The organism is Streptomyces bambusae (assembly GCF_020532645.1).
GTDB classification, from domain to species: domain Bacteria; phylum Actinomycetota; class Actinomycetes; order Streptomycetales; family Streptomycetaceae; genus Streptomyces; species Streptomyces bambusae.
On the sequence record NZ_JAJAUZ010000028.1, the window covers coordinates 71683 to 92653 of the forward strand.

General features: G+C 73.9%; 22 protein-coding genes and 1 riboswitch. Of the genes, 10 read left to right on the forward strand and 12 right to left on the reverse strand.

Annotated features, from left to right (window positions below):
• The first annotated feature begins 3 nt into the window (after nucleotides 1-3).
• Nucleotides 4-270 carry a (2Fe-2S)-binding protein gene (locus LG634_RS20410; RefSeq protein ID WP_226735333.1) on the forward strand — a complete coding sequence of 89 codons (267 nt, stop codon included), beginning with the start codon at nucleotides 4-6 and terminating at the stop codon, nucleotides 268-270.
• 26 nt (nucleotides 271-296) lie between these two features.
• On the opposite strand, the gene bfr is transcribed toward LG634_RS20410, so the two are convergent.
• Nucleotides 297-773: a bacterioferritin gene (gene bfr / locus LG634_RS20415; protein WP_226735334.1), complete on the reverse strand. Its 477-nt coding sequence runs from the start codon at nucleotides 771-773 to the stop codon at nucleotides 297-299.
• A gap of 154 nt (nucleotides 774-927) precedes the next feature.
• On the opposite strand from bfr, the gene LG634_RS20420 reads away from it, so the two are divergent.
• Nucleotides 928-1560, forward strand: a complete 633-nt coding sequence (locus LG634_RS20420) for a sulfite oxidase-like oxidoreductase (RefSeq protein ID WP_226735335.1) — start codon at nucleotides 928-930, stop codon at nucleotides 1558-1560.
• A 202-nt stretch (nucleotides 1561-1762) separates the two neighbouring features.
• Here the strand turns inward: LG634_RS20420 and LG634_RS20425 are convergent, their stop codons facing one another.
• From LG634_RS20425 to thiO, 6 genes are all read right to left on the reverse strand, one after another.
• Nucleotides 1763-2278, reverse strand: coding sequence for a DUF4396 domain-containing protein (locus tag LG634_RS20425; RefSeq protein ID WP_226735336.1), 516 nt, complete (start codon nucleotides 2276-2278; stop codon nucleotides 1763-1765).
• 78 nt (nucleotides 2279-2356) lie between these two features.
• A complete protein-coding gene (locus LG634_RS20430) occupies nucleotides 2357-3214 on the reverse strand; it encodes a deoxyribonuclease IV (RefSeq protein ID WP_226735364.1) in 858 nt (285 codons plus the stop codon).
• Between the two features lie 30 nt (nucleotides 3215-3244).
• Nucleotides 3245-5164 carry a Stk1 family PASTA domain-containing Ser/Thr kinase gene (pknB, locus tag LG634_RS20435; RefSeq protein ID WP_226735337.1) on the reverse strand — a complete coding sequence of 640 codons (1920 nt, stop codon included), beginning with the start codon at nucleotides 5162-5164 and terminating at the stop codon, nucleotides 3245-3247.
• 801 nt (nucleotides 5165-5965) lie between these two features.
• Nucleotides 5966-6760 (reverse strand): thiazole synthase, encoded by a 795-nt coding sequence (locus LG634_RS20440; protein ID WP_226735338.1) that lies wholly within the window; start codon nucleotides 6758-6760, stop codon nucleotides 5966-5968.
• A 3-nt stretch (nucleotides 6761-6763) separates the two neighbouring features.
• The gene (thiS, locus tag LG634_RS20445; RefSeq protein WP_226735339.1) at nucleotides 6764-6964 is read right to left on the reverse strand and encodes a sulfur carrier protein ThiS; all 201 of its coding nucleotides are present in this window, start codon (nucleotides 6962-6964) and stop codon (nucleotides 6764-6766) included.
• On the reverse strand, nucleotides 6961-8148 hold the full coding sequence (thiO, locus tag LG634_RS20450) for a glycine oxidase ThiO (RefSeq protein ID WP_226735340.1): 1188 nt from the start codon (nucleotides 8146-8148) through the stop codon (nucleotides 6961-6963). Before thiO ends, thiS begins: the two co-directional genes overlap by 4 nt.
• Nucleotides 8146-8258: riboswitch (TPP riboswitch) on the reverse strand. It overlaps the preceding gene by 3 nt.
• Nucleotides 8259-8471: 213 nt before the next feature.
• Between thiO and LG634_RS20455 the strand changes: the two genes are divergently transcribed.
• From LG634_RS20455 to LG634_RS20475, 5 genes are all read left to right on the forward strand, one after another.
• Nucleotides 8472-9701 (forward strand): NAD(P)/FAD-dependent oxidoreductase, encoded by a 1230-nt coding sequence (locus LG634_RS20455; RefSeq protein ID WP_226735341.1) that lies wholly within the window; start codon nucleotides 8472-8474, stop codon nucleotides 9699-9701.
• Nucleotides 9702-9770: 69 nt separating this feature from the next.
• Nucleotides 9771-10136, forward strand: coding sequence for an Rv2175c family DNA-binding protein (locus LG634_RS20460; RefSeq protein WP_226735342.1), 366 nt, complete (start codon nucleotides 9771-9773; stop codon nucleotides 10134-10136).
• Nucleotides 10137-10205: 69 nt separating this feature from the next.
• A complete protein-coding gene (thiE, locus tag LG634_RS20465) occupies nucleotides 10206-10871 on the forward strand; it encodes a thiamine phosphate synthase (protein ID WP_226735343.1) in 666 nt (221 codons plus the stop codon).
• Nucleotides 10872-10963: 92 nt separating this feature from the next.
• On the forward strand, nucleotides 10964-11878 hold the full coding sequence (metF, locus tag LG634_RS20470) for a methylenetetrahydrofolate reductase [NAD(P)H] (protein ID WP_226735344.1): 915 nt from the start codon (nucleotides 10964-10966) through the stop codon (nucleotides 11876-11878).
• A 42-nt stretch (nucleotides 11879-11920) separates the two neighbouring features.
• Nucleotides 11921-12811, forward strand: a complete 891-nt coding sequence (locus LG634_RS20475; RefSeq protein WP_226735345.1) for a hypothetical protein — start codon at nucleotides 11921-11923, stop codon at nucleotides 12809-12811.
• 55 nt (nucleotides 12812-12866) lie between these two features.
• Here the strand turns inward: LG634_RS20475 and LG634_RS20480 are convergent, their stop codons facing one another.
• The 5 genes from LG634_RS20480 to LG634_RS20500 form a co-directional block, all read right to left on the reverse strand.
• Nucleotides 12867-14303, reverse strand: a complete 1437-nt coding sequence (locus LG634_RS20480) for a phytoene desaturase family protein (RefSeq protein WP_226735346.1) — start codon at nucleotides 14301-14303, stop codon at nucleotides 12867-12869.
• A 23-nt stretch (nucleotides 14304-14326) separates the two neighbouring features.
• Nucleotides 14327-14938: a DUF4126 domain-containing protein gene (locus LG634_RS20485; RefSeq protein WP_226735347.1), complete on the reverse strand. Its 612-nt coding sequence runs from the start codon at nucleotides 14936-14938 to the stop codon at nucleotides 14327-14329.
• Nucleotides 14939-15015: 77 nt separating this feature from the next.
• Entirely contained in the window at nucleotides 15016-15423 is a 408-nt protein-coding gene (locus tag LG634_RS20490; protein ID WP_226735348.1) for an SCO2097 family morphological protein, read from the reverse strand.
• Nucleotides 15424-15673: 250 nt separating this feature from the next.
• Nucleotides 15674-16432, reverse strand: coding sequence for a methyltransferase (locus tag LG634_RS20495; RefSeq protein ID WP_226735349.1), 759 nt, complete (start codon nucleotides 16430-16432; stop codon nucleotides 15674-15676).
• 91 nt (nucleotides 16433-16523) lie between these two features.
• Nucleotides 16524-16994, reverse strand: a complete 471-nt coding sequence (locus LG634_RS20500) for an SAV_6107 family HEPN domain-containing protein (RefSeq protein WP_226735350.1) — start codon at nucleotides 16992-16994, stop codon at nucleotides 16524-16526.
• Nucleotides 16995-17141: 147 nt separating this feature from the next.
• On the opposite strand from LG634_RS20500, the gene LG634_RS20505 reads away from it, so the two are divergent.
• From LG634_RS20505 to LG634_RS20515, 3 genes are read left to right on the forward strand one after another with little or no spacing between them, the layout of a single operon-like run.
• Nucleotides 17142-18026, forward strand: coding sequence for an ATP-binding cassette domain-containing protein (locus tag LG634_RS20505; RefSeq protein ID WP_226735351.1), 885 nt, complete (start codon nucleotides 17142-17144; stop codon nucleotides 18024-18026).
• A complete protein-coding gene (locus tag LG634_RS20510; RefSeq protein ID WP_226735352.1) occupies nucleotides 18013-20097 on the forward strand; it encodes a YhgE/Pip family protein in 2085 nt (694 codons plus the stop codon). Before LG634_RS20505 ends, LG634_RS20510 begins: the two co-directional genes overlap by 14 nt.
• 19 nt (nucleotides 20098-20116) lie before the next feature.
• Nucleotides 20117-20725: a TetR/AcrR family transcriptional regulator gene (locus tag LG634_RS20515; RefSeq protein ID WP_226735353.1), complete on the forward strand. Its 609-nt coding sequence runs from the start codon at nucleotides 20117-20119 to the stop codon at nucleotides 20723-20725.
• Nucleotides 20726-20971 lie beyond the last annotated feature (246 nt).

The window sequence follows — 20971 nt, forward strand, 5'->3', positions numbered from 1 at the left end:
GAGGTGAACCGCGTGTACGTCTGCTCTTGCTTCGGGATCACCGACAAGCAGGTCAAGGAGCACGCGGAGGCGGGTGCCTGCACTCCGCGCCAGATCGCCTCGGCGACCAAGGCCGGCACCGACTGCGGCTCCTGCGTCCGCGCCATCCAGGGCATCCTGGGCCGCGGCGCCTGCCCCCGCCGGCAGCTGCTCGACCGCGGCGCGGTCGGCGAGGTCCTCGCTGCCGACGCCCCGGTCGCTCCCGAGCCGGCGCTGGCCGAGGCCGCGTAGTCCCGCTCGGGCCTGCGGGCCGGGCCTCAGCTGGGCTGTTCGACCAGCTGCGCCAGGTAGAGCGGCTCGCCGAGGCTCTCCAGGAGCTCCAGCTGGGTGTCCAGGTAGTCGATGTGGTGCTCCTCGTCGGCCAGGATCTCCTCGAAGAGGTTGGCCGAGGTGAAGTCGCCCTTGCCGCGCATGACCTCGATGCCCCGCTTGAGCCGGTCGATCGCCTCGACCTCGACCTGGCGGTCCGCCTCGAACATCTCCTTGATGGTCTGGCCCACGCGGACGTGGAACAGGCGCTGGTAGTTCGGCAGGCCGTCCAGCATGAGGATGCGCTCGGTGAGCTTGTCCGCGTGCTTCATCTCGTCGATGGATTCTTCACGCGTGTACTTGGCGAGCTTCGTCCAGCCCTTGTTGTCCTGGATGCGGTAGTGCAGCCAGTACTGGTTGATCGCCGTGAGCTCGCCGGTGAGCTGTTCGTTCAGAAACTCGAGGACCTCGGGATCGCCCTGCATCGCAGCGGCTCCTTCCAGGAAGTGACTGGGCCGGATGCGCGCATCCTCGCACCGGCCGGCGGAGCCCGTCCAGTAAGTGCATGCTTACTATGAGTTGCCCGAATCGGGGTCAACCTGGTCATGACCACCCCGGGCAGTCTGTCACCATGGAGGCATGGGTCAGCCGGAAAGCCGGGAATCTCCGGGAGCAGAACAGTCGGAGCTTCCTCCGGGGCAGCGGCTGCAGCGCGGCTGGCCGGTCACCCACTACGGACCCGTTCCCCGGTTCAAGCCGGACCGCTGGGAGTTCCGGGTCTTCGGCGCCACCGCGGACGGCGACAAGCACTGCTGGAACCACGAGGAGTTCGCGGCCCTGCCGTTCGCCTCGGTCACCGCGGACCTCCACTGCGTCACGAAGTTCAGCATGCTCGGGGCCGAATGGGGCGGGGTGCTCGCCCGTACCGTCCTCGAACTCGCGCCGCCGGCGCCCTCCGTCACCCATGTCATGGTGTGGGCGGAGTACGGCTTCAGCTCCAACATGCGGCTGTCGGACTTCAGCTCCGAGCGCACGGTCTTCGCCACCCACCAGGGGGGCGAGCCGCTGACCGCCGAACACGGCTTCCCGCTGCGGCTCGTCGTGCCGCACCTCTACGCCTGGAAGGGCCCCAAGTGGGTGCGCGGCGTGGAGTACATGACGGCCGACCGCCGCGGGTTCTGGGAGGAGCGGGGCTACCACAACATCGGTGACCCCTGGCGGGAGCAGCGCTTCTCGTACCAGGAGGAGCCGGGGGACGGCCCGGAGCTCTAGGGCCTGTCGTCAAACTCCCGTCGTCGCCCGGAGGGCGGCCCCGCGGCGTCTGGTGCGTGCTCTCGGCGTGCCGGGCGGGAGCCCTCGTACTGGACGTACTCGGGCTTTCGCCCGGTGCGGCGAGAGTGCGTGCCAGGCGTCGCGGGGCAGACGGGAGTTTGACGACAGGCCCTAGGGTCTGCCGCCGCGGCGCTCCTGCGCCTCAGTGGTGGTAGGCGTGGACGACGGCGTGGCCCTTGCCGCGACCGATCATCCACTTGTTGACCGGAGTCGTGATCACGAAGGCCGCCGCCAGGGCGATGGCCAGCACGATCCAGAACAGCGGTGCCGACAGGTGGGCGTCCATCGCCCCCGGCCAGAGCGCGATCACGCCGTTGTCGATCAGCTCCATCACCGCGATGGAGAGGGTGTCGGCGGCGAGCGCGACCCGGAACGCCGTACGGAAGTCCACCCCGGCGGCCAGGATCCCGCGCAGGGTCAGCGCGTAGCCGAAGAAGAAGGCCAGGACGATCGCCAGGACCATGGTCTGGACGTTGCCCCAGCCCAGGGCGGTGCCGATCACCATGCCGAGCACCTCGCCGATGGCGCAGCCGGTGAGGCAGTGCAGCGTGGCCTTGGCGGCCGTGCCCCAGCTGACCTTGCCGGTGCCGGGACCTGCGTGGTCGTGCCGGTGGTGTTCGTGGTGCTGGTCGTGCTCGTGGTGCTGTGCGTGTTCCATGGGAACCCCCAAAGCCGGGCTACGGTCCTGCCGATATGCAGAACCGTATACCCCCCTGGGGTATTCCTCAACGGTCTTCTACGGGATCTCGCGCAGCTCCTTCAGCCGGGCCACGTCCGCCGCGTGCCCCTCCTTGCCGCCGGGCGTCTCGATGACCAGCGGCACCCCCGCCGTCTCCGGGTGGGTGAACAGCTCCCGGAACGCGCCCTCGCCGATGTGACCGGCGCCGATGTTCGCGTGCCGGTCCTTGTGGGCGCCGACACCCTCCTTCGAGTCGTTGGCGTGGATCAGCTTCAGCCGACCCGGACCCACCTCGTCCGCCAGCAGGTCCAGGGTCTGCTTCATGCCGCCGGGCGCGGCCAGGTCGTGGCCGGCCGCGAAGATGTGGCAGGTGTCCAGGCACACGCCGAGCTTCGGGTGTGCGTCCAGCGCCTCGAAGTACGGGCCGAAGTCCCAGGTCCGCGCGCACATCGACGAACCCTGCCCGGCCGTGGACTCCAGCAGCAGGAACGGGTCGTCGTCGTGCGTCAGTTCGTCCAGCAGCGGCCGCATGTGCCGGCGCACCTGGGCCAGCGCCTCGGAACGCGGCCGGCCGCCGGTCGCCGACCCGGTGTGCACCACCACCCCGAGCGCGCCGATGGCCCGGGCCCGGCGCAGCGAGTGCCGCAGGGACTCCACCGACTTCTCCACCGTCGCCTCGGTGTGCGACCCGAAGTTGATCAGGTAAGGGGCGTGCACGTACGCCGGGATGCCCTGCTCGGCGCACTGGTCGCGGAACAGCTCGTCCTGGGCCGGGTTGCCGGCCGGGGTGGCCCAGCCGCGCGGGTTGGCGACGAAGACCTGCACGGTCTCCGCGCCCATCTCCCGCGCGTACGGCAGGCCGACGGCGGCCAGCCCGCCTGCCACGGGGACGTGACCGCCCACCGGATTGCGCAGTGCGGCGGCGTTGCTCGTGCTCACGTGCTGCTACAGCCCCTTGAGTCGGATGGTGATCGTGCTGCCCTCGGGGGCGGTCTCGCCGCCCTTGACCGACTGGCTCGCGACGTCGTCGCTGAACGACAGGAACGGGCGGTCCACCTTGACGTCGAAGCCCGCCGCCTTCAGCGTGCGCTTCGCGTCGTCCGCGTTCTGGCCGGTGACGTCCGGGACCCGGACCATCCGCGGGCCCTTGGACACCGTCAGCGTGACGGTGTCGCCGGTCGCCGCCTGGGCGCCGGCGGCCAGCGACTGGTTCGCCACGGCGCCGGCCGGCTGCGGGGAGTTGATCTGCTCCGGGGCGAGGACCACCGTGAGGCCGAGGCCCTCCAGCGCCGCCTTCGCCCGGTCGGCAGGGGTGCCCACGACGGACGGCACCGGCACCGGGCGGCCCGAGCTGACCACGATCGACACCGCGGTGTCCGGCGACCGGGTCTGCCCCGGCGCCGGGTCGGTGCCGATCACGGACCCGGCCGGGACCGTCTCGCTGAACGTCTTCGTCACCCGGCCCGGGGCCAGTCCCACCGCCGTCAGCTTCGCCTTCGCCTTCGCCAGCGGCTCGTTCTTCACGTCGGGCACGGTCACGGTCTTCGGGCCGCGGGACAGGACCAGCCGCACCGAGCCGTTGCCGCGGATCTGCTTGCCGCCGGCCGGGTCGGTCGCCATCACGGTGCCGCGCTCGAACGTCTCGCTGAACTCCCGGTCCACGCCCTTCACATCGAGCCCGGCCGAGGACAGCCGGTCCCGGGCCTGCGCCTCGGTCGTGCCGAGCAGGTTCGGCACCCGGGTGAACTGGCCGGCGCCGATGTACCAGACGCCGGCGCCGATCCCGAAGAGCAGCAGTACGGCGGCGACCACCAGCAGCGGGCCGCGGGAGGGCGGAACGAAGCGGCGCCGCTCCGGGCGGGCCGGCGACGGGGGCGGGGGCGTGTCCAGCCGGGCGGTGTGGTGCACCTCGCCGCCGGTGTGCGCGTGCGCCAGCGGCCGGGGCACCACGCCGGTGCGGTCCTCGGCGGTGGACCGTACGTCGGACCGGGCCTGCGGGGGCACCGCGTCCAGCTGCTCGTCCGTCAGCGCCGCGCGGGCCTGCCGGGCCAGGCCCAGCAGGGCGACCGCGTCGGCCGGGCGCTGTTCGGGGCGGCGGGCGGTGCCGGCCGCGACCAGCTCGTCGAGGGCGGCGGGCAGGCCGGGGACGGCGGCCGACGGGGCCGGGACGTCCTCGTTGAGGTGCCGGTAGAGGACCTGCGCCGGGGTCTCGCCCGAGTGCGGCTTGCCTCCGGTCAGCATCTCGTACAGCACGACGCCGCACGCGTACACGTCGACGCGGGTGTCGGTGACGCCGTTCTCGATCTGCTCGGGGGCCAGGTAGGAGACGGTGCCGAGGACGGCGCCGGTGGTGTTCGTCACCGAGTCCACCGACCGTACGAGACCGAAATCGGCCACCTTGACCCGGCCGTCGTCGCCGATCAGCACGTTCTCGGGCTTCATGTCCCGGTGCACGAAACCGGCGCGGTGCGCGGCGCCGAGGGCGGCGAGCACCGGCTCCAGGACGTCCAGGGCCGCCCGCGGCTGCAGGGCGCCGCGCTCGCGCAGCAGGTCCCGCAGGGTGCAGCCGGAGACGTACTCCATGGCCAGGTAGACGTAGCCGCCGTCCATGCCCTGGTCGAAGACGGCCACCACGTTGGGGTGGGCGAGGCGGGCGACGGACTTGGCCTCGCGGATGAAACGGTCGACGAAGGCGGTGTCGGCGGCGAGGGCCGGGTGCATCACCTTCAGGGCGAGGATGCGGTCGAGGCGAGTGTCCACGGCCCGGTAGACCGTGGCCATGCCGCCGACTGCGATGCGTGCGTCGATGCGGTAGCGGCCGTCGAGCACGCGCCCGACGAGCGGGTCTTCCAGGGTCGTGTCCACCGTCGAATTCTACGAGCCGTCCACTCGGACCCGGCCGCCCCCGCCCCCCTTGCAGCGCACCTGTGACCCTGCCCACGTCCTCCCGAGACCCCGCGCCCCAATCGCCGGCGGGGCTGGATCGGGGGCTCTGCCCCCGCACCCCGCGCCCCAATCGCCGGCGAAGCGCAAGGGCCCGGAACTCCGCCCCCGCACCCTGCGCCTCAATCGCCGGCGGGGCTCAAAGCCTCGGGGCTCCGCCCCGCACCCCGCGCCTCAATCGCCGGCGGGGCTTGATTTCGGGGCTCCGCCCCGGACCCCGGTCCTCAAACTCCCCCAGCCCCAGGGGGCTGGGAGGTGCCCCCTGGACGGGCTGGAGTGTGCCCCCGGCCCGGAGCGTGCCCCCGGCCCGGAGTGTGCCCTCGGCCCGGAGTTCGTCCCCTGCCCGGAGGTTGCCCGCGGGCCGGAGGTTGCCCGCGGGTCGGAGCTGCCCTTGGACCGGAGGCTGCCCTGGGACCGGAGGTTTCCCTTGGGCCGGGTCTGTCGAAGGGCTGGATGCTGCGGGGCGAAATCAAGCCCCGCCGGCGTTTGAGGCGCGGGGTCCGGGGCGGAGCCCCGAAGCGTGGGTGCCGCTCGACAGGCCGACCCCGCGGAGCGAAAATCCAGCCTCGCCGGCGTTTGAGGCGCGGGGTGCGGGGCGGAACCCCGAAGGGTGGGTGCCGCTCGGCGGGCCGACCCGGCGGGGCGAAGTCCAGCCTCGCCGGCGTTTGAGGCGCGGGGTGCGGGGCGGAGCCCCGGGGAGGGCCGGGTCGGCGATCGGCCGGGTCAGAAGGCCGGGCGCTCCGGGTCGAGGACGGCCAGACCGGCGGCCGGGGAGGAGGCCTCGGCGAAGTGCCGCCGGGGAATCCGGCCCGCCCGGTGCGCAAGCCGGCCCGCCTCGACGGCGTGCCGCATGGACGTGGCCATGAGGACGGGGACCTGCGCACGGGTCACCGCGGACGCCAGCATCACCGCCGCACACCCCAGCTCCATCGCGAGCGCCACATCCGACGCCGTACCCGCCCCCGCATCGAGGATCACCGGCACCCCCGCCCGCTCCACGATCAACTCGAAGTTGTGCGGGTTCCGGATCCCCAGCCCCGACCCGATCGGCGACCCCAGCGGCATGACCGCCGCACATCCGACGTCCTCCAGCTTCCGCGCCAGCACCGGATCGTCGTTCGTGTACGGCAGCACCGTGAACCCGTCGTCGACGAGCGTCTCCGCCGCGTCCAGCAGCTCCACCCCGTCCGGCAGCAGCGTCCGCTCGTCCGCCACCACCTCCAGCTTGATCCAGTCCGTGCCCAGCGCCTCCCGCGCCAGCCGCGCCGTCAGCACCGCCTCGCCCGCCGTGTAGCAGCCCGCCGTGTTCGGCAGCACCTGGATGCCGAGCCGGTCGAGCACCGACAGCACCGAGCCCTGGACGGTCGGGTCCAGCCGCCGCATCGCCACCGTCGTCAGCTCCGTGCCGGAGGCGACCAGGGAGCGTTCCAGCACGTCGAGGCTGGGCGCCCCGCCCGTGCCCATGATCAGCCGGGACGAGAAGGTCCGGCCCCCCAGAGTGAACAGGTCGTCGGCCACGGTTCAGCCCCCCTGCACGGCGGTCAGGACCTCGACCCGGTCGCCCTCGCCGAGGGCGGTCGCGGGCCACTGCCCACGCGGGACGACGGTCTCGTTGAGCGCGGCCGCGACCCCGCTCGGGGCCGAGGTCAGGGCGGCGACGACCACGTCGAGCGTGGTGCCGGCGGCGACCTCGCGGGGCTCGCCGTTGACGGAGATGGTCATACGAGGGACTCCTCACGGGCGGCGGAGAAACGGAACGGCGTGAACGGCCGGGCCACCTCGGGCAGTTCGCCCGAGACCAGCACCTCGGCCAGCACCTCGCCGGTCAGTGGGGTCAGCAGCACCCCGTTGCGGTAGTGCCCGGTGGCCAGGTGCAGCCCCGGCAGCGCGGTCGGACCCAGCAGCGGGGCGTTGTCGGGCGAGGCCGGCCGCAGCCCGGCCCGGGTCTCGGTGAGCGGCAGCTCGGTGATGCCCGGCACCAACTCGTGCGCGTCCCGCAGGAGTTCGTACACCCCGCCGGCGGTGACCGTGGTGTCCCAGCCCTGCTCCTCACTGGTGGCGCCGACCACCAGCTCGCCGTTCTCCCGCGGCACCAGGTAGACGTGGCTGCCGCGCACCACCGCCCGCACCGTCCGCTGCAGGAACGGCGCGTACGCCGGCGGCACCGTCAGCCGCAGCACCTGCCCCTTGACCGGCCGCACCGGCGGCAGCACCTCCGGCGGCACCCCCGCCAGCCGGCCGCTGAGCGAACCCGCCGCCAGCACCACCTGACCGGCCGCCAGCGCGGTGCCGTCCGCCAGCTCCGCGCCCGCCGCCCGGTCCCGGACGACCGTCAGCCGCTCCGCCCGCACCCGGTGGAACACCACCCCGGCCCGCTCGCACGCCGCCAGCAGCGCCGCCGCCAGCCGCCGCGGATCCACCTGGTGGTCGCCGTCCACCCGCAGACCGCCGCGCACCCCCGGTGCCAGCATCGGCTCCAGCCGCCGGCACTCGCGGCCGGTCAGCCACTCCGACTCCAGCCCGCAGCGGCGCTGCAGCGCGTGCAGCTCCCGCAGATGGGCGCGGTCGTCGGCGTCGAGCGCCACCGCCAGCGTGCCGCAGGTGCGGAACCCGATGTCCAGCCCGCCGCTGGCCTCCGCGAGTTCGGCAGCGAACTCCGGATAGCGGGCCGCCGAGGCCAGGTTGAGCCCCAGCAGGGTCTCCTCGCCGTAGTGCAGCTCGGTCACCGCGGCGAGCATGCCCGCCGCGACCTGGGCGGCCCCGCCGCCCGGCGCCGGATCGGCCAGCGCGGTCCGCAGCCCGCGCCGGGCCGCCCGCCAGGCCGTGACCAGGCCGATGATGCCGCCCCCGATGACGAGGACGTCGGATCCCCGTTCCCCCGGGGACCGCCGTGTGGATGCAAGCATGGGCGTCCAGCCCCTCCCTTCGCCGGCATGACCCGGATCAGGTTCGTACGGTCGGAGGCCGTCCAGCCTCCCTCTCAGCCCGGTCCGCCCGGGCTCCCGCGATAGGTACGGTGGCCAGCCTAGCCCCCGCCGCCGAACCCGGTAAGGCACCCCTCGGGGCCCCGCCCCCCCAACCCCCGCGCCTCACACGCCGGCGGGGCCGGACTGTGAGACGCGGCGGGCAGAATCCAGCCCGGCCGGCGATCGAGGACCGGGGTCCGGGGAACAGCCCCGAGGGCAGCCCGTCCCTCCCTCACGGACCGTCAGATGGTTAGGGTGGGCGCGTGAACGATCAGCGGAGTCAGACACAGCGCCACGTCGTCATCGCCGGGGCCGGCATGGCCGGCGTGCAGACCGCCGTCGCCCTGCGCGAACAGGGCTTCACCGGCCCGGTGACCCTGCTCGGCGCCGAACCCCACCAGCCCTACGACCGCCCCCCGCTGTCCAAGGCCGTCCTGCTCGGCAAGGCCGAGGACTCCGCCTTCGACGTCGACTTCGAGGACCTCGGCGTCACCCTGCGGCTCGGCGTCGAGGTCACCGCCCTGCGCCCCGCCGACCGGGAGGTCGACACCGCCGACGGCCCGGTCCCGTACGACGTCCTCGTCCTCGCCACCGGCGCCGAGCCCGTCACCCTGCCCGGCGGCCCGGTCCCCGGCGTGCACCTGCTGCGCACCGTCGACGACGCCGCCCGGCTGCGGCCCGTACTCGCCGGCCGGCACGCCGTGGTCGTCGTCGGCGCCGGCTGGATCGGCGCCGAGTTCACCACCGCCGCCCGCGACGCCGGCTGCCCCGTCACCGTCGTCGAAGCCGCCCCCCGCCCGCTCGCCGCCGCCCTGCCCGCCGCCGTCACCACCCCCATGGCCGGCTGGTACGAGGCCGCCGGCGCCCGCCTCCTCACCGGCACCCGGGTCGCCGCCCTGGAGCCGGGCCGGGTCCGCCTCGACGACGGCACCGAGCTGCCCGCCGACGCCGTCGTCGTCGGCATCGGCGCCCGGCCCGCCACCGGCTGGCTCGCCGGCTCCGGCATCGAGCGCGGCGCCGACGGCTCCGTCACCGCCGACGCCCGCCTGCACACCTCGCTGCCCTCCGTCTACGCGGTCGGCGACTGCGCCTCGTTCCCGTCCGCCCGCTACGGCGAACGGCTCCTCGTCCACCACTGGGACAACGCCCTCCAGGGCCCCCGCACCGTCGCCGCGAACATCCTCGCGGAGACCGCCGACAGAAGCCCCGAGGCCGTCTACGACCCGGTGCCGTACTTCTGGTCCGAGCAGTTCGGCCGCTTCGTCCAGTACGCCGGCCACCACACCGACGAGGACACCCTGCTGTGGCGCGGCGACCCGGCAGCGGACACCTGGTCGGTGTGCTGGCTGCGCGACGGCGTGCTCGTCGCGGTGCTCGCCGTCGGCCGCCCCCGCGACCTCGCCCAGGGCCGCAAGCTCATCGAGAGCGGCACCGCCGTGGACCCGGCCGCGGCCGCCGACCCCGCCGTCCCGCTGAAGTCGGCCGCCCGCTGACCCCGGCCCGGGACCCCCGTCCGCCCGGCCCGGTTACCGCCTGTCAGCCCGGGATGGCAGGCTTGTCCCGTGACCGAGATTGACGCAAAGATCGATGCTCTCGTCCCCGACTGGCTCTACCTCCCCGACATCGCGGAGATGCTGGACGTCGAGGTGACCCGAGTCCGCCAGATGGTGAAGGAAGGCCAGCTCATCGCCGTCCGCCGCGGTGAGAACCGCGCCCTCCAGGTGCCGGCCGCCTTCATCGACGGCGACAAGGTGGTCAAGGGCCTTGTCGGCACCCTGACCCTGCTGCGGGACGACGGCTTCACCGACGAAGAGATCCTCGAATGGCTCTTCACCGCCGACGACACCCTGCCCGGCACCCCCGCGCAGGCCCTCAGCGAGAATCGCGGCACGGAGGTGAAGCGCCGCGCCCAGGCGCTCGCCGTCTGACCTGATCCGCTTCCCGCGGTGTACGGGCCCGCAGCGGCCCGTACACCGCCCCGCCCCGGGGGGTTCTCCATGTCTCCGACAGCTGCCGACCGCCGCGCCCGGCTCGCCGACGCCCGGCTCTACCTGTGCACCGACGCCCGCAAGCGGCAGGGCGACCTCCCGGAGTTCCTCGACGCCGTGCTCGCCGGCGGCGTGGACATCGTCCAGCTCCGCGACAAGGGCATGGAGGCCGGCGAGGAGCTGGAGCACCTCGCCGTCTTCGCTGAGGCCGCCCGCCGGCACGGCAAGCTCCTCGCCGTCAACGACCGCGCCGACGTCGCCCACGCCATCGGCTCCGACGTCCTCCACCTCGGCCAGGGCGACATCCCCGTCCCGGCCGCCCGCGCCATCCTCGGTGCCGACGTCCTGACCGGCCGCTCCTGCCACTCCGAGTCCGAGGTGGCCGCGGCCGCCGCCGAACCCGGCGTCGACTACTTCTGCACCGGCCCCTGCTGGCCCACCCCCACCAAGCCCGGCCGGTACGCCCCCGGCCTCGGCCTCGTCCGGTACGCGGCCGCACTGCGCCAGGACCGCCCCTGGTTCGCCATCGGCGGCATCGACGCGGGCAACCTGGACGAGGTGCTGGACGCCGGCGCCACCCGCATCGTGGTCGTCCGCGCCCTCACCGAGGCCGCCGACCCAGGCGCCGCAGCCGCCGACCTGGCCAAGCGCGTCCGCGCTCGTACCATCGGCTGACCTGATCGCCGCAGTTCCGGCAACTGTCCAAAGTGGTGTCCGATCCGTGGACGCGTCTTTGGGGGATCATGGACCACGTCTAACCTGCCGGTATGGCACTGGGAACCGCTTCCACCCGGACGGACCGCGCACGCACGGTCCGTGACATCCTCGCGTCCGGAAAGGCCTCGTACTCCTTCGAGTTCTACGCCCCCCGCACCGAGAAGGGCGAACGGACCCTCTGGAACTCGCTGCGCCGCGTCGAGGCCGTCCGGCCGAGCTTCGTCTCCGTCACGTACGGAGCCGGCGGCTCGACCCGCGGCGGCACCGTCAAGGCCACCCAGGAGATCGCGGCCGACACCACGCTGACCCCGGTCGCGCACCTGACGGCGGTCGACCACTCGGTCGCCGAGCTGCGCAACATCCTGGGGCAGTACGCCGACGCCGGGATCCGCAACATGCTCGCGCTGCGCGGCGACCCGCCGGGCGACCCGCTCGGCGAGTGGGTCGAGCACCCGGAGGGCGTCCGCTACGCCGCCGACCTGGTCCGGCTGATCAAGGAGTCCGGCGACTTCTGCGTCGGCGTCGCCGCCTTCCCGGAGATGCACCCCCGGTCCACCGACTGGGATACGGACATCCGGCACTTCGTGGACAAGTGCCGCGCGGGTGCGGATTATGCGATCACACAGATGTTCTTCGATCCGGAGAGCTACCTGAGGCTGCGCGACAGCGTCGCCAAGGCGGGCTGCGAGACGCCGATCATCCCTGAAGTCATGGCCGTTGTGAACGCCCGGACCCTCGACCGGCTGCCCCAGCTGAGCACCGCGGTCTTCCCCGACGCCGTGAAAGAGCGCATCCTCGCCGTCAAGGACGATCCGGCCGCTGTACGCTCCATTGGCATCGAGTTCGCCACGGAGTTCTGCTCGCGGCTGCTCGCGGAGGGCGTACCGGGACTGCACTTCATCACGAACAACTCCACGGCGACCCTCGAGATCTACGAGAACCTGGGCCTGCACGAGCGGCCCTGACCCGGCCGTCTCCGGCGGCGGCCGTACGGAGAGGGGCCATGCATGGGCTGGACGGTCCTCTACATCGCGTTCGGATTCGTCGCGCTGTGGCTGCTGGCTGAAGTTCTGCTCCAGAACAAGGCGCGGCTGCGCTGGCGCCTGCTGGCGTTCGTCGGCTTCGTCGGAGTGGTCGCGGGCGTGCTGCTGCCCTCGGTCCTGGTGATCGGCATAGGCGCGGCGGCGTTCGCCGTCGGCCAGACCCTGGTCACGCTCTCCTTCCGGCGCGGCTTCGAAGCCGGCTGGGCACTGCGCAAGAAGAAGAAGGCGGCCGCCGCCAAGCGCCGCGGCGGCGAGCGCCCGGCCCGCGAGGAGCCGGCCCTCCAGGTCACCGCCGTCGAGTACGGCGCGGCCGACGAGGAGCCGGACGTCTTCGCCCCGGCCGCCACCGGGCCCTCCGCGGAGCCCGAGGCGACCGCCGCCTTCCCGTCCCCGTTCGCCGGCGCCGAACCGTACGGGGAGCAGCAGTACGCCGGGTCCTACCAGGACGCCGGGTACTACGACCCGCAGCAGCCGCAGGCAGTGTCCCAGGACCCGTACGGGCAGGGCTACGCCGCCGGGTACGACTACGACACCGCCGAGCAGCCCGCCTATACCGGCTACCAGGACCCGTACCAGGTCCCGCAGGCGGACCCACAGGGCTACGGCCACCAGCAGCCCCCCGGCGGCTACCAGGGCGCGGGCCAGGACACGTACCAGAGCTACCAGGACCCGTACACCAGCCACCAGTACGCGATGGACACCCCGCCCGGCGGCGTCTGGGTGCCACCGCAGCGGCAGACCGCCCAGCCGTACCCGGCGGACGGGACCGTTCCCGAGCAGGCCCCGGCGCCCGGGCAGGAACAGCAGGGCTACCCGTACCAGGGCACCGGCGAGTACGAGCAGTACCGCTACTGACCGCGGACCGTCCCACCGGACCGGTGGGGCGGCACCCGGGCTCCCGGCTCCCGGCTCACTGCGAGCCGCGGAACTCCGCACCCTCCACGATCAGACCGGCCACCAGCGCCCCGGACATACCGGCGTGCGGCAGCCCGCCGCCCGGGTGCGCGCCACCGCCGGCCAGGTACAGGCCGGGCAGCGCCGTCGTGTTCCCCGGGTGCAGCAGCCGGCCGTCGACGCCCGCCAGGGCCGGGGCGGGCACCGCGCCGCCGGGAGCGCCCGTGGTCAGTTCGACGTCCGCCGGGGTGCGCACCTCGTGCCACAGCAGCCGCTCCCGCAGGCCGGGCACGGCGGCTTCCGCGGCCGCCAGCAGCTCCGCCGCGCCGAACCGGTCGCCCGGCCCGGTCACCGCGGTCACCGTCACCGCCTCGTGGTCCGCGTCCGGCCGGCCGGACGGGTCGTCGGGCCGCAGCACCGTCACGGCCGGGCCGCCGCCCGGGGTGCCGTGCACCAGCGTCCGGTGCACCGCGTCGGCGGGGCGGGCCCCGCGCAAGGCGCAGAACACCGTGGTCCGGCTCCGCCCGGCCGCCTCCGCCGCCGGCCCGCGGGCCCCGGCGGGCCACAGCTCACGGCCCGGCAGCAGTGCGGCGAGGGCCCTCGGGTGGATCCCCGACACCACCGCGTCGGCGGCCACCTCGGTGCCGTCGGCGAGCACCAGGCCGGTCGCACGGCCGTCGCGCTCGGCGACGCCCGCCACCGCGGAGCCGAACGTGAACGCCACCCGGCGCTCCAGGCAGCGCTCGTACACGGCGGTCGCCAGCGCCCGCAGACCGCCGCGCACGTACCAGCTGCCGAAGGTCTGCTCCATGTACGGCAGCACCGCGGCGGAGGCGGGGGCGGTCCGCGGGTCGAGGCCGTAGGCGAGCACCCGGTGCTCCAGCAGGCTGCCCAGCGGCCCGCCGAGTTCGCGGGCGGCCGTCTCGGCGAGGGTGGGCGGCCGCCGGCGCAGCAGCCCGCTCTTGCGCACCGCCGGGTACGGGTCGCGGCCCAGCACCGGCCAGTCGGGCCACAGCGGCTCTTCCAGGAGTGGCCGGCGGGTGGCGTCCCAGGCGTCCCGGGCCCGGCCCAGGACGGCGGCCCAGCGCTCGCCGGCGCCCGGGCCGAAGGCCTCGTCGAGGGCGGCCGCGGCACCGCCGCGGGACGCGTTCGGCAGGGTGACCTGCGTCCCGTCCGGCAGGACGTGCCGGACCGCCGGGTCCACCTGGACCATCTCGACGCGGCTTTCGAGCGGCTGCTTGCCGGTCTTGACGAACAGGTCGCGGTAGACGGCGGGCAGGTGCAGCAGTCCCGGCCCGGTGTCGAAGGCGAAGCCGTCCCGGACCAGGCCGCCGACGGCGCCGCCGTGGCTCTCCGCCCGCTCGTGGACGCTCACCTCGTGTCCTGCCACGGCCAGCCGGGCGGCCGCCGCCATCGCGCCCATCCCGGCGCCGATCACCGCAATTCGTGCCATGCCCGCGACTGTATCGGCCGTGGTCAGCCGGGTGGCAGCCCGGCCCGGGCCAGCCGCTGCTCCTCGCGGCGCTGGGCCCGTCGGCGCAGGAACCGGCGGATCCGGGTCCACAGGTAGACCACGAGTGCCAGCCCGGCCAGGAGCAGTACGCCGGCGATGATCGCGGCGGCCTCCGGGTGGAACATCGCGAACGAGACGATGCCGGCGACCCCGAGGTCCTCGGCGGTGCTCATCACGATGTTGCTGACCGGCTCGGGCGAGGTGTTGATCGCCATCCGGGTGCCGGCCTTGACGAAATGGCTGGCCAGCGCGGTGGACCCGCCGACGGCGCCGGCCGCGAGGTCGGAGAGGGAGCCGCTCTGCCCGGCGAGCAGTGCTCCGACCACGGCACCCGAGACGGGCCGGATGACGGTGTGCACGGCGTCCCAGGCCGAGTCCACGTACGGGATCTTGTCGGCGACCGCCTCGCAGAGGAAGAGGATGCCGGCGGCGGCGAGCACGTCGGTGCGCTGGAGGGAGGCGGGGACCTCGTCGGTCAGTCCGGTCGCGCCGAAGATGCCGAGCAGGAGGACCACGGCGTAGGCGTTGATCCCGCTGGCCCAGCCGCTGGTGAAGACCAGGGGGAGCACACTCACCCGGCCATCATGCCGCAGATGCGTGAAGGGGCGCCCGTCCGGGGACGGGCACCCCTGTCACAGCTGTCGCTGTGGGCTCAGTGGCCCTGTTGCTCGTCGCGGCGGCGCTGCCACCGCTGCTCGATCCGGTTCATCATCGACCGGCGCTGCCTGTTGTGCCCGCCGCGGCCCGCTCCGCCGGCACCGCCGGGGAGTGGCTGCTCGCCGGGCTTGGGTGCCTTGCGCCAACCGGTGACCGCGAGAACGGCGCAGCCCAGCATGACGAGGAAGCCCACCACGCTGATCCAGATCAGGCTCTGCGCGACCATTCCGGTCATGAGGAGCGCGATACCCACCAGAAAGCCTGCGACCGCCTGGTAGACCCGTCGCCGGGTGTACGTACGCAGCCCGCTTCCCTCAAGCGCTGTCGCGAACTTGGGATCTTCGGCGTACAGCGCTCGCTCCATCTGCTCGAGCATTCGCTGCTCGTGCTCCGAGAGCGGCACGGGAGTCCTCCTCATCCGTCGGTCGCGCGGGGTGGCGACCGGGGGTCCCCTCCAGGATAGGCAGGGATGCGCCCCCGTGAAACCCGCTCCTCTGCGCCTCTTCGCCAAACCGTACCGTCGAGCGGGCGGTCGTTGAGGCGCTTATTCCCCAACCGCCGTTCCGCCATGCCGGTCGTGTCCCCCGATCATACGGGGCCGTCCGCCGGAACGGAGGGTCTGTGGCGCACTCCATGCGCGACTTCGCCGCAGATCAGGGCTGCTTACGGCCCAGCACGTGCAGCTGGGTGGCCACCGCGTGGAAGGCCGGGAGCTCCGCGGCGGCCTCCTCCAGGCGCAGCAGGGCCTCGACGGCGCCCGGCTCGGTGTCCACGAGCACGCCGGGGACGAGGTCCGCGAAGACCCGGACCCCGTGCACCGCGCCGACCTCCAGGCCGGCGCCGCCGACCAGCTCGGCGAGCTGCTCGGCGGTGAACCGCCGGGGCACCGGGTCGCCGTTGCCCCAGCGGCCCGCCGGGTCGGTCAGGGCGGTGCGGGCCTCGGTGAAGTGGCCCGCGAGGGCGCGGGCCAGCACCGCGCCGCCGAGGCCGGCGGCGAGCAGGCTGAGCGTGCCGCCGGGGCGCAGGGCGGCCTCGGCGTTGGCGACGCCCTCGGCCGGGTCGTCCACGTACTCAAGCACCCCGTGGCAGAGCACGACGTCGTACGCGTCGCGCTCGACCACGTCCAGCAGGCCCTGGGCGTCGCCCTGGACGCCGGTGACCAGCTCGGCCACCCCGGCCTCGGCGACCCGGCGCTCCAGGCCGAAGAGGGCGTTGGGGCTGGGGTCGACCACGGTGACGCGGTGGCCGAGGCGGGCGAGCCGGACGGCGAACATGCCGGTGCCGCCGCCGGTGTCCAGCACGTCCAGCACGTCCCGGCCGGTCGCCTTGACCCGGTTGTCCAAGGCCTCCTTGAGGACCTCCCACACCACGGCGGTGCGGAGGGAGGCGCGGGGGCGGGAAGTGTCCGACACGGCTGATGACTCCTCGGCGCGGAACCGCCGCGGGCGGCGGGTGGGTACGTGTGTGCGCGATCCACCCTATTGCCTCCCGCGGCCTGCGGGATCATCCTGCGTCGGGCTGCTCCGTCCGTGGCTGCGGCAGGGTCGGCGGCAGGGCGAGCATCCGCTCGACCAGCCGCAGGAACATCCCGGCCGCGCGGATCAGGTCGTCGGCGTCCCGGGTGCTCGCCGCGTCGGCTATGCCGGCCTCGGCCCGGGCCCGGCGGGCGGCTCCGGCGGCGAAGAGGGCGCTCCATTCGGCGAGCTCGGGGGCGAGCTCCGGCAGCAGCTCCCAGGCGCTGCGGATCCGGGGGCGGCGGCGCGGGCGGACCGGTTCGGGCCGGGCGCGGGCGGCGAGCACGGCGGCCGCGGTGCGCAGGGCGGCGAGGTGGGCGGTGGCGTAGCGCTCGTTCGGAACCGTCAGCTGTGCGGCCTCGTCGAGGCCCTGGCGGGCCTTGGCGAGCAGGTCGACAGCCGCGGGCGGGGCCGAGGCCCGGCGGAGGACGGGGTGGACATCGGCGGCCGGTGTTGCCATGACGTACCTCCTGTCTTCGACATTTCCGGATCCATCCTGACGGGCCCCACTGACAGACGGTCTGACCTGGGACTTTTGACGGGGTGCTCGGGAGGTGCGTAGTTTTTGAACTGACTGGTCAGTTCAAAAACTGGGGGAGGGGTCGGGGTGGACAGCCTGTCCGGGGCGGCCGTTCGGGCCGACGGTTTCGGCCTGAAGGGGCCGCGCGGCTGGGTGTTCCAGGGCGTGTCCCTGGACGCGGAACCCGGCTCGCTGGTCGCGGTGGCGGGACCCTCGGGGTCCGGCCGCACCTGTCTGCTGCTGGCGCTCACCGGGCGGATGAAGTCGACGGCCGGGTCGGCGGAGGTCGGCGGGCACGCGCTGCCGAAGCGTATGGGAGCGGTCCGGCGGATTTCGGCGCTCGGGCCGGTGCCGGGGGTCAACGACCTCGACCCTTCGCTGACCGTCGCCGAGCAGGTGCGGGAACGGGCGCTGCTGCTGGGGCGGTACGGCGGGCCGCTGCGGGCGCTGGTGCGGCCGCGGGGGGCCGGGCCGGCCGTGCGGGCGGAGGAGGCACTGGCCGCCGCCGGGCTGGACCCGGCGTCGTTGCCGAAGGGGGAGCGGACGGCGGTGCGGTCCCTCGGGCGGGTGGAGGCGCTGCGGCTGTCCGTGGCGCTGGCGCTGATGGGGCGGCCGGAGCTGGTGGCCGTGGACGACGCGGACCTGAAGCTGTCCGCTGACGAGCGCGGTGAGGTGTGGGGGCTGCTGCGGGACGTCGCGGCTTGCGGCACGACCGTGCTGGCGGTGTGCAGTGACGCGCCGTCCGACGCGGTGACGGTCCGGACTGGTCCGGCCGGTTCGGGGCTCCGCCCCGGACCCCGCTCCCCAAGCGCCGGAGGGGCTGGGATCGCCCCGGCCGCAGGTGCCCCGGCCGCAGGATCGGCCGGAGAGGCCCCGGCCGATGCCGGTGGGGCCGAAGAGGCCGGGCCCGACGGGGCTGCCCCGGGCGGGGGAGCGACCGAGGAGGAGGGGGATGGGGATGCGGGCGTCTAGGCTGGCCGGGCTGGAGGTCCGGCGGTTCGGGCGGGGGCGGATGCCCCGGGCTGCGCTCGTGGCGCTGCTGCTGCTGCCGCTGCTGTACGGGGCGCTCTACCTGTGGTCGTTCTGGGATCCGTACAGCCGCCTGGACAGGGTGCCCGTGGCGCTCGTCAACGACGACCGGGGGGCCGTCGTCGGCGGGCGGCGGATCGCGGCGGGGGACGAGATCGGCAAGGGTCTGCGCGACAGCCGGACCTTCGACTGGCGTGAGGTGGACGCCGAGGAGGCCGCGGAAGGCCTCGAACAGGGCCGCTACTACCTCTCCCTGACCATGCCCGCGGACTTCAGCACCCGCATCGCCTCCAGTTCCGGAGACACCCCCGAGACCGGCGCGCTCAGGGTCCGCACGAACGACTCCAACAACTACGTCGTCGGGTCCATCTCCAAGGCCGTCTTCTCCGAGGTCCGCGCCGCCGCGTCCCGCAACGCCTCCCGGTCCTTCCTCGACCGGATCTTCATCTCCTTCTCCGACCTGCACGGCAGGACGGAGGAGGCCGCCGACGGCGCCGACCGCCTCAGCGACGGCATCGGCAAGGCCAAGGAGGGCTCCAAGAGCCTCGCCGACGGCCTGACCACCGCCAAGGCGAAGACCGGCGAACTCACCGTCGGGCTGCGGAAGCTGGACGCGGCCGCCGGCAGGCTGGAGACCGGCTCGGACCGCGTCGCCGACGGCACCGGGACCCTCGCCGACCGGGTCAACGGCCTGGCACGCAAGGCCCGCCCGGTGCTCCGGGACGACGCCCGGCAGATCGCCGACACCGCCGAACTCGTCGCGGACACCGCCAAGGCCGTCCGCCACCACCTCGGCACCTTCACCAAGGCCGCCCCCGGAGCCGAACGCGCCGCCAAGGCCGCCGCCGCGGAACTGGACGACGTGTACGGCGACCTGTGCACCGGTGCCGCCGAGCCCTCCGCCGCCTGCCCCAGGCTGAAGAAGGCCCGGGACGCGGCCTCCGAGGCCGCCGAACTCGCCACCGACGTCAACACCCTCGTCAAGGGCTCCGGCGGCGACCTCGCCCGGCTCGACCGCCAGTTGAAGACCCTGGAGAACCAGGCCCGCGAGCTCGCCCGCAAGGCCCCCGGCCTGGCCGGCGAACTCGACGCGGCCGTCACCAGGGTCAACGCCCTCAACGCGGGCGCCCGTACCGTCGCCGACGGCATGGCCCGGCTGCACACCGGCCTCACCTCCGCCACCGGCGGCTCCGCCCGCATCGACAGCGGCGTCGGCCGCCTGGGCGACGGCGCCCACCGTCTCGACGGCGGCATCTACAAGCTGGTCGACGGCTCCGGCGACCTGGCCGGCGGACTCCGCGAGGGCGCCGAGCGGATCCCCGACTACGACGAGCAGCAGCGCGACCGGCGCACCGAAGTCATGGCCGACCCGGTCCGGCTCGCCGCCGAATCCCTCCACCAGGCCCCCAACTACGGCACCGGCTTCGCCCCGTACTTCATCCCGCTGTCCCTGTGGGTCGGCGCGATGGTGGCGTACATGCTGATCCAGCCGCTCAACCGGCGGGCCCTGGCGGCCGGCGCCTCCGCCTGGCGGATCGCGCTGGCCGGCTGGCTGCCGGTCGCCGCGATCGGCACGCTCCAGGTGGCCGCGCTGATGTCCGTCCTGCACTGGGGCCTCGGCCTGGAGATGGCCGCACCCGCCCTCACCCTCGGCTTCCTGGTGCTGGTCACCGGCTGCTTCGCGGCCATCGTGCAGTGGCTGAACGCCAAGTTCGGCGCGGCCGGCCGGATCCTGGTCCTGGTGGTGCTGATGCTCCAGCTCACCTCCGCCGGCGGCACCTACCCGGTGCAGACCAGCCCCGGGTTCTTCAACGCCCTCCACCCCTGGCTGCCGATGTCGTACGTGGTGGAGAGCCTGCGCCGGCTCATCACCGGCGGCGACCTCACCCCGGTGGTCACCGGCAGCGCGGTCCTGCTCGCCTTCACCGCCGGCGCACTGGCCCTCACCGCCCTGGCCGCCCGCGGCAAGCAGGTGTGGACCATGGACCGGCTGCACCCCGAACTGACCCTGTAGACCTGTGAGAATCAGCGCCATGGAAAGCAGCAGCACCAGACGGCAGGCGACCCGGCAGAAGCTCTACGAAGCGGCCGTCACGCTCATCGCCGAGCAGGGCTTCTCCGCCACCACGGTGGACGAGATCGCCGAGCGGGCCGGAGTCGCCAAGGGCACGGTCTACTACAACTTCGCCAGCAAGACCGTCCTGTTCGAGGAGCTGCTGCGGCACGGCGTCGGCCTGCTGACCGCCTCGCTGACGGAGGCCGCCGAGGAGACCGAACGGCGCGGCGGCACCCGGGTCGAGGCCCTCGACGCCATGATCCGCGCCGGCCTCGTCTTCATCGACGCCTACCCCGCCTTCACCCAGCTCTACGTGGCGGAACTCTGGCGGACCAACCGGGCCTGGCAGTCCACCCTCATGGTGGTCCGCGGCGAGGCGGTGGCCGTCGTCGAGAAGGTGCTGGCCGAGGGCGTCGAGCGCGGCGAACTGAGCACCGAGATCGACATCCCGCTCACCGCCGCCGCCCTCGTGGGCATGGTGCTCGTGGCCGCCCTCGACTGGCAGTCGTTCCAGCGCGAGCGCTCCCTCGACGACGTGCACTCGGCGCTCTCGCTGCTGCTGCGCGGCCGGGTCAGCGGCAGCTGAGGCCCGGCGTACGCCCGGGTGACGCCCGGTCGGCGGATCCCCGCGGCCGCTCGCAGCGCGTAGAAATGAGTATCCGTACCTAGACGCAGATCTGAGTAGGGATGCGGATGGGCTCCCACCTGCACAAACGGGAGAGTGGAGAGACGGAAGGGGCGCTCGCCCGCACCGCCGGCACGGGGCGGCGGAGCAGGGCGGGCCCTCGGCCGCCACCTCACCGAGGTGCAGGGGGGCCATCGCCGGACCACG

Bases quoted from the DNA above. Each gene is read 5' to 3' on its own strand.
- LG634_RS20425 (WP_226735336.1), bottom strand. From the start codon at position 2,278: ATGGAACACGCACAGCACCACGAGCACGACCAGCACCACGAACACCAC.
- LG634_RS20500 (WP_226735350.1), bottom strand. From the start codon at position 16,994: ATGGCAACACCGGCCGCCGATGTCCACCCCGTCCTCCGCCGGGCCTCG.
- LG634_RS20475 (WP_226735345.1), top strand. From the start codon at position 11,921: ATGGGCTGGACGGTCCTCTACATCGCGTTCGGATTCGTCGCGCTGTGG.
- LG634_RS20420 (WP_226735335.1), top strand. From the start codon at position 928: ATGGGTCAGCCGGAAAGCCGGGAATCTCCGGGAGCAGAACAGTCGGAG.
- LG634_RS20480 (WP_226735346.1), bottom strand. From the start codon at position 14,303: ATGGCACGAATTGCGGTGATCGGCGCCGGGATGGGCGCGATGGCGGCG.
- metF (WP_226735344.1), top strand. From the start codon at position 10,964: ATGGCACTGGGAACCGCTTCCACCCGGACGGACCGCGCACGCACGGTC.
- LG634_RS20515 (WP_226735353.1), top strand. From the start codon at position 20,117: ATGGAAAGCAGCAGCACCAGACGGCAGGCGACCCGGCAGAAGCTCTAC.
- thiO (WP_226735340.1), bottom strand. From the start codon at position 8,148: ATGCTTGCATCCACACGGCGGTCCCCGGGGGAACGGGGATCCGACGTC.
- LG634_RS20510 (WP_226735352.1), top strand. From the start codon at position 18,013: ATGCGGGCGTCTAGGCTGGCCGGGCTGGAGGTCCGGCGGTTCGGGCGG.
- thiE (WP_226735343.1), top strand. From the start codon at position 10,206: ATGTCTCCGACAGCTGCCGACCGCCGCGCCCGGCTCGCCGACGCCCGG.
- thiS (WP_226735339.1), bottom strand. From the start codon at position 6,964: ATGACCATCTCCGTCAACGGCGAGCCCCGCGAGGTCGCCGCCGGCACC.
- bfr (WP_226735334.1), bottom strand. From the start codon at position 773: ATGCAGGGCGATCCCGAGGTCCTCGAGTTTCTGAACGAACAGCTCACC.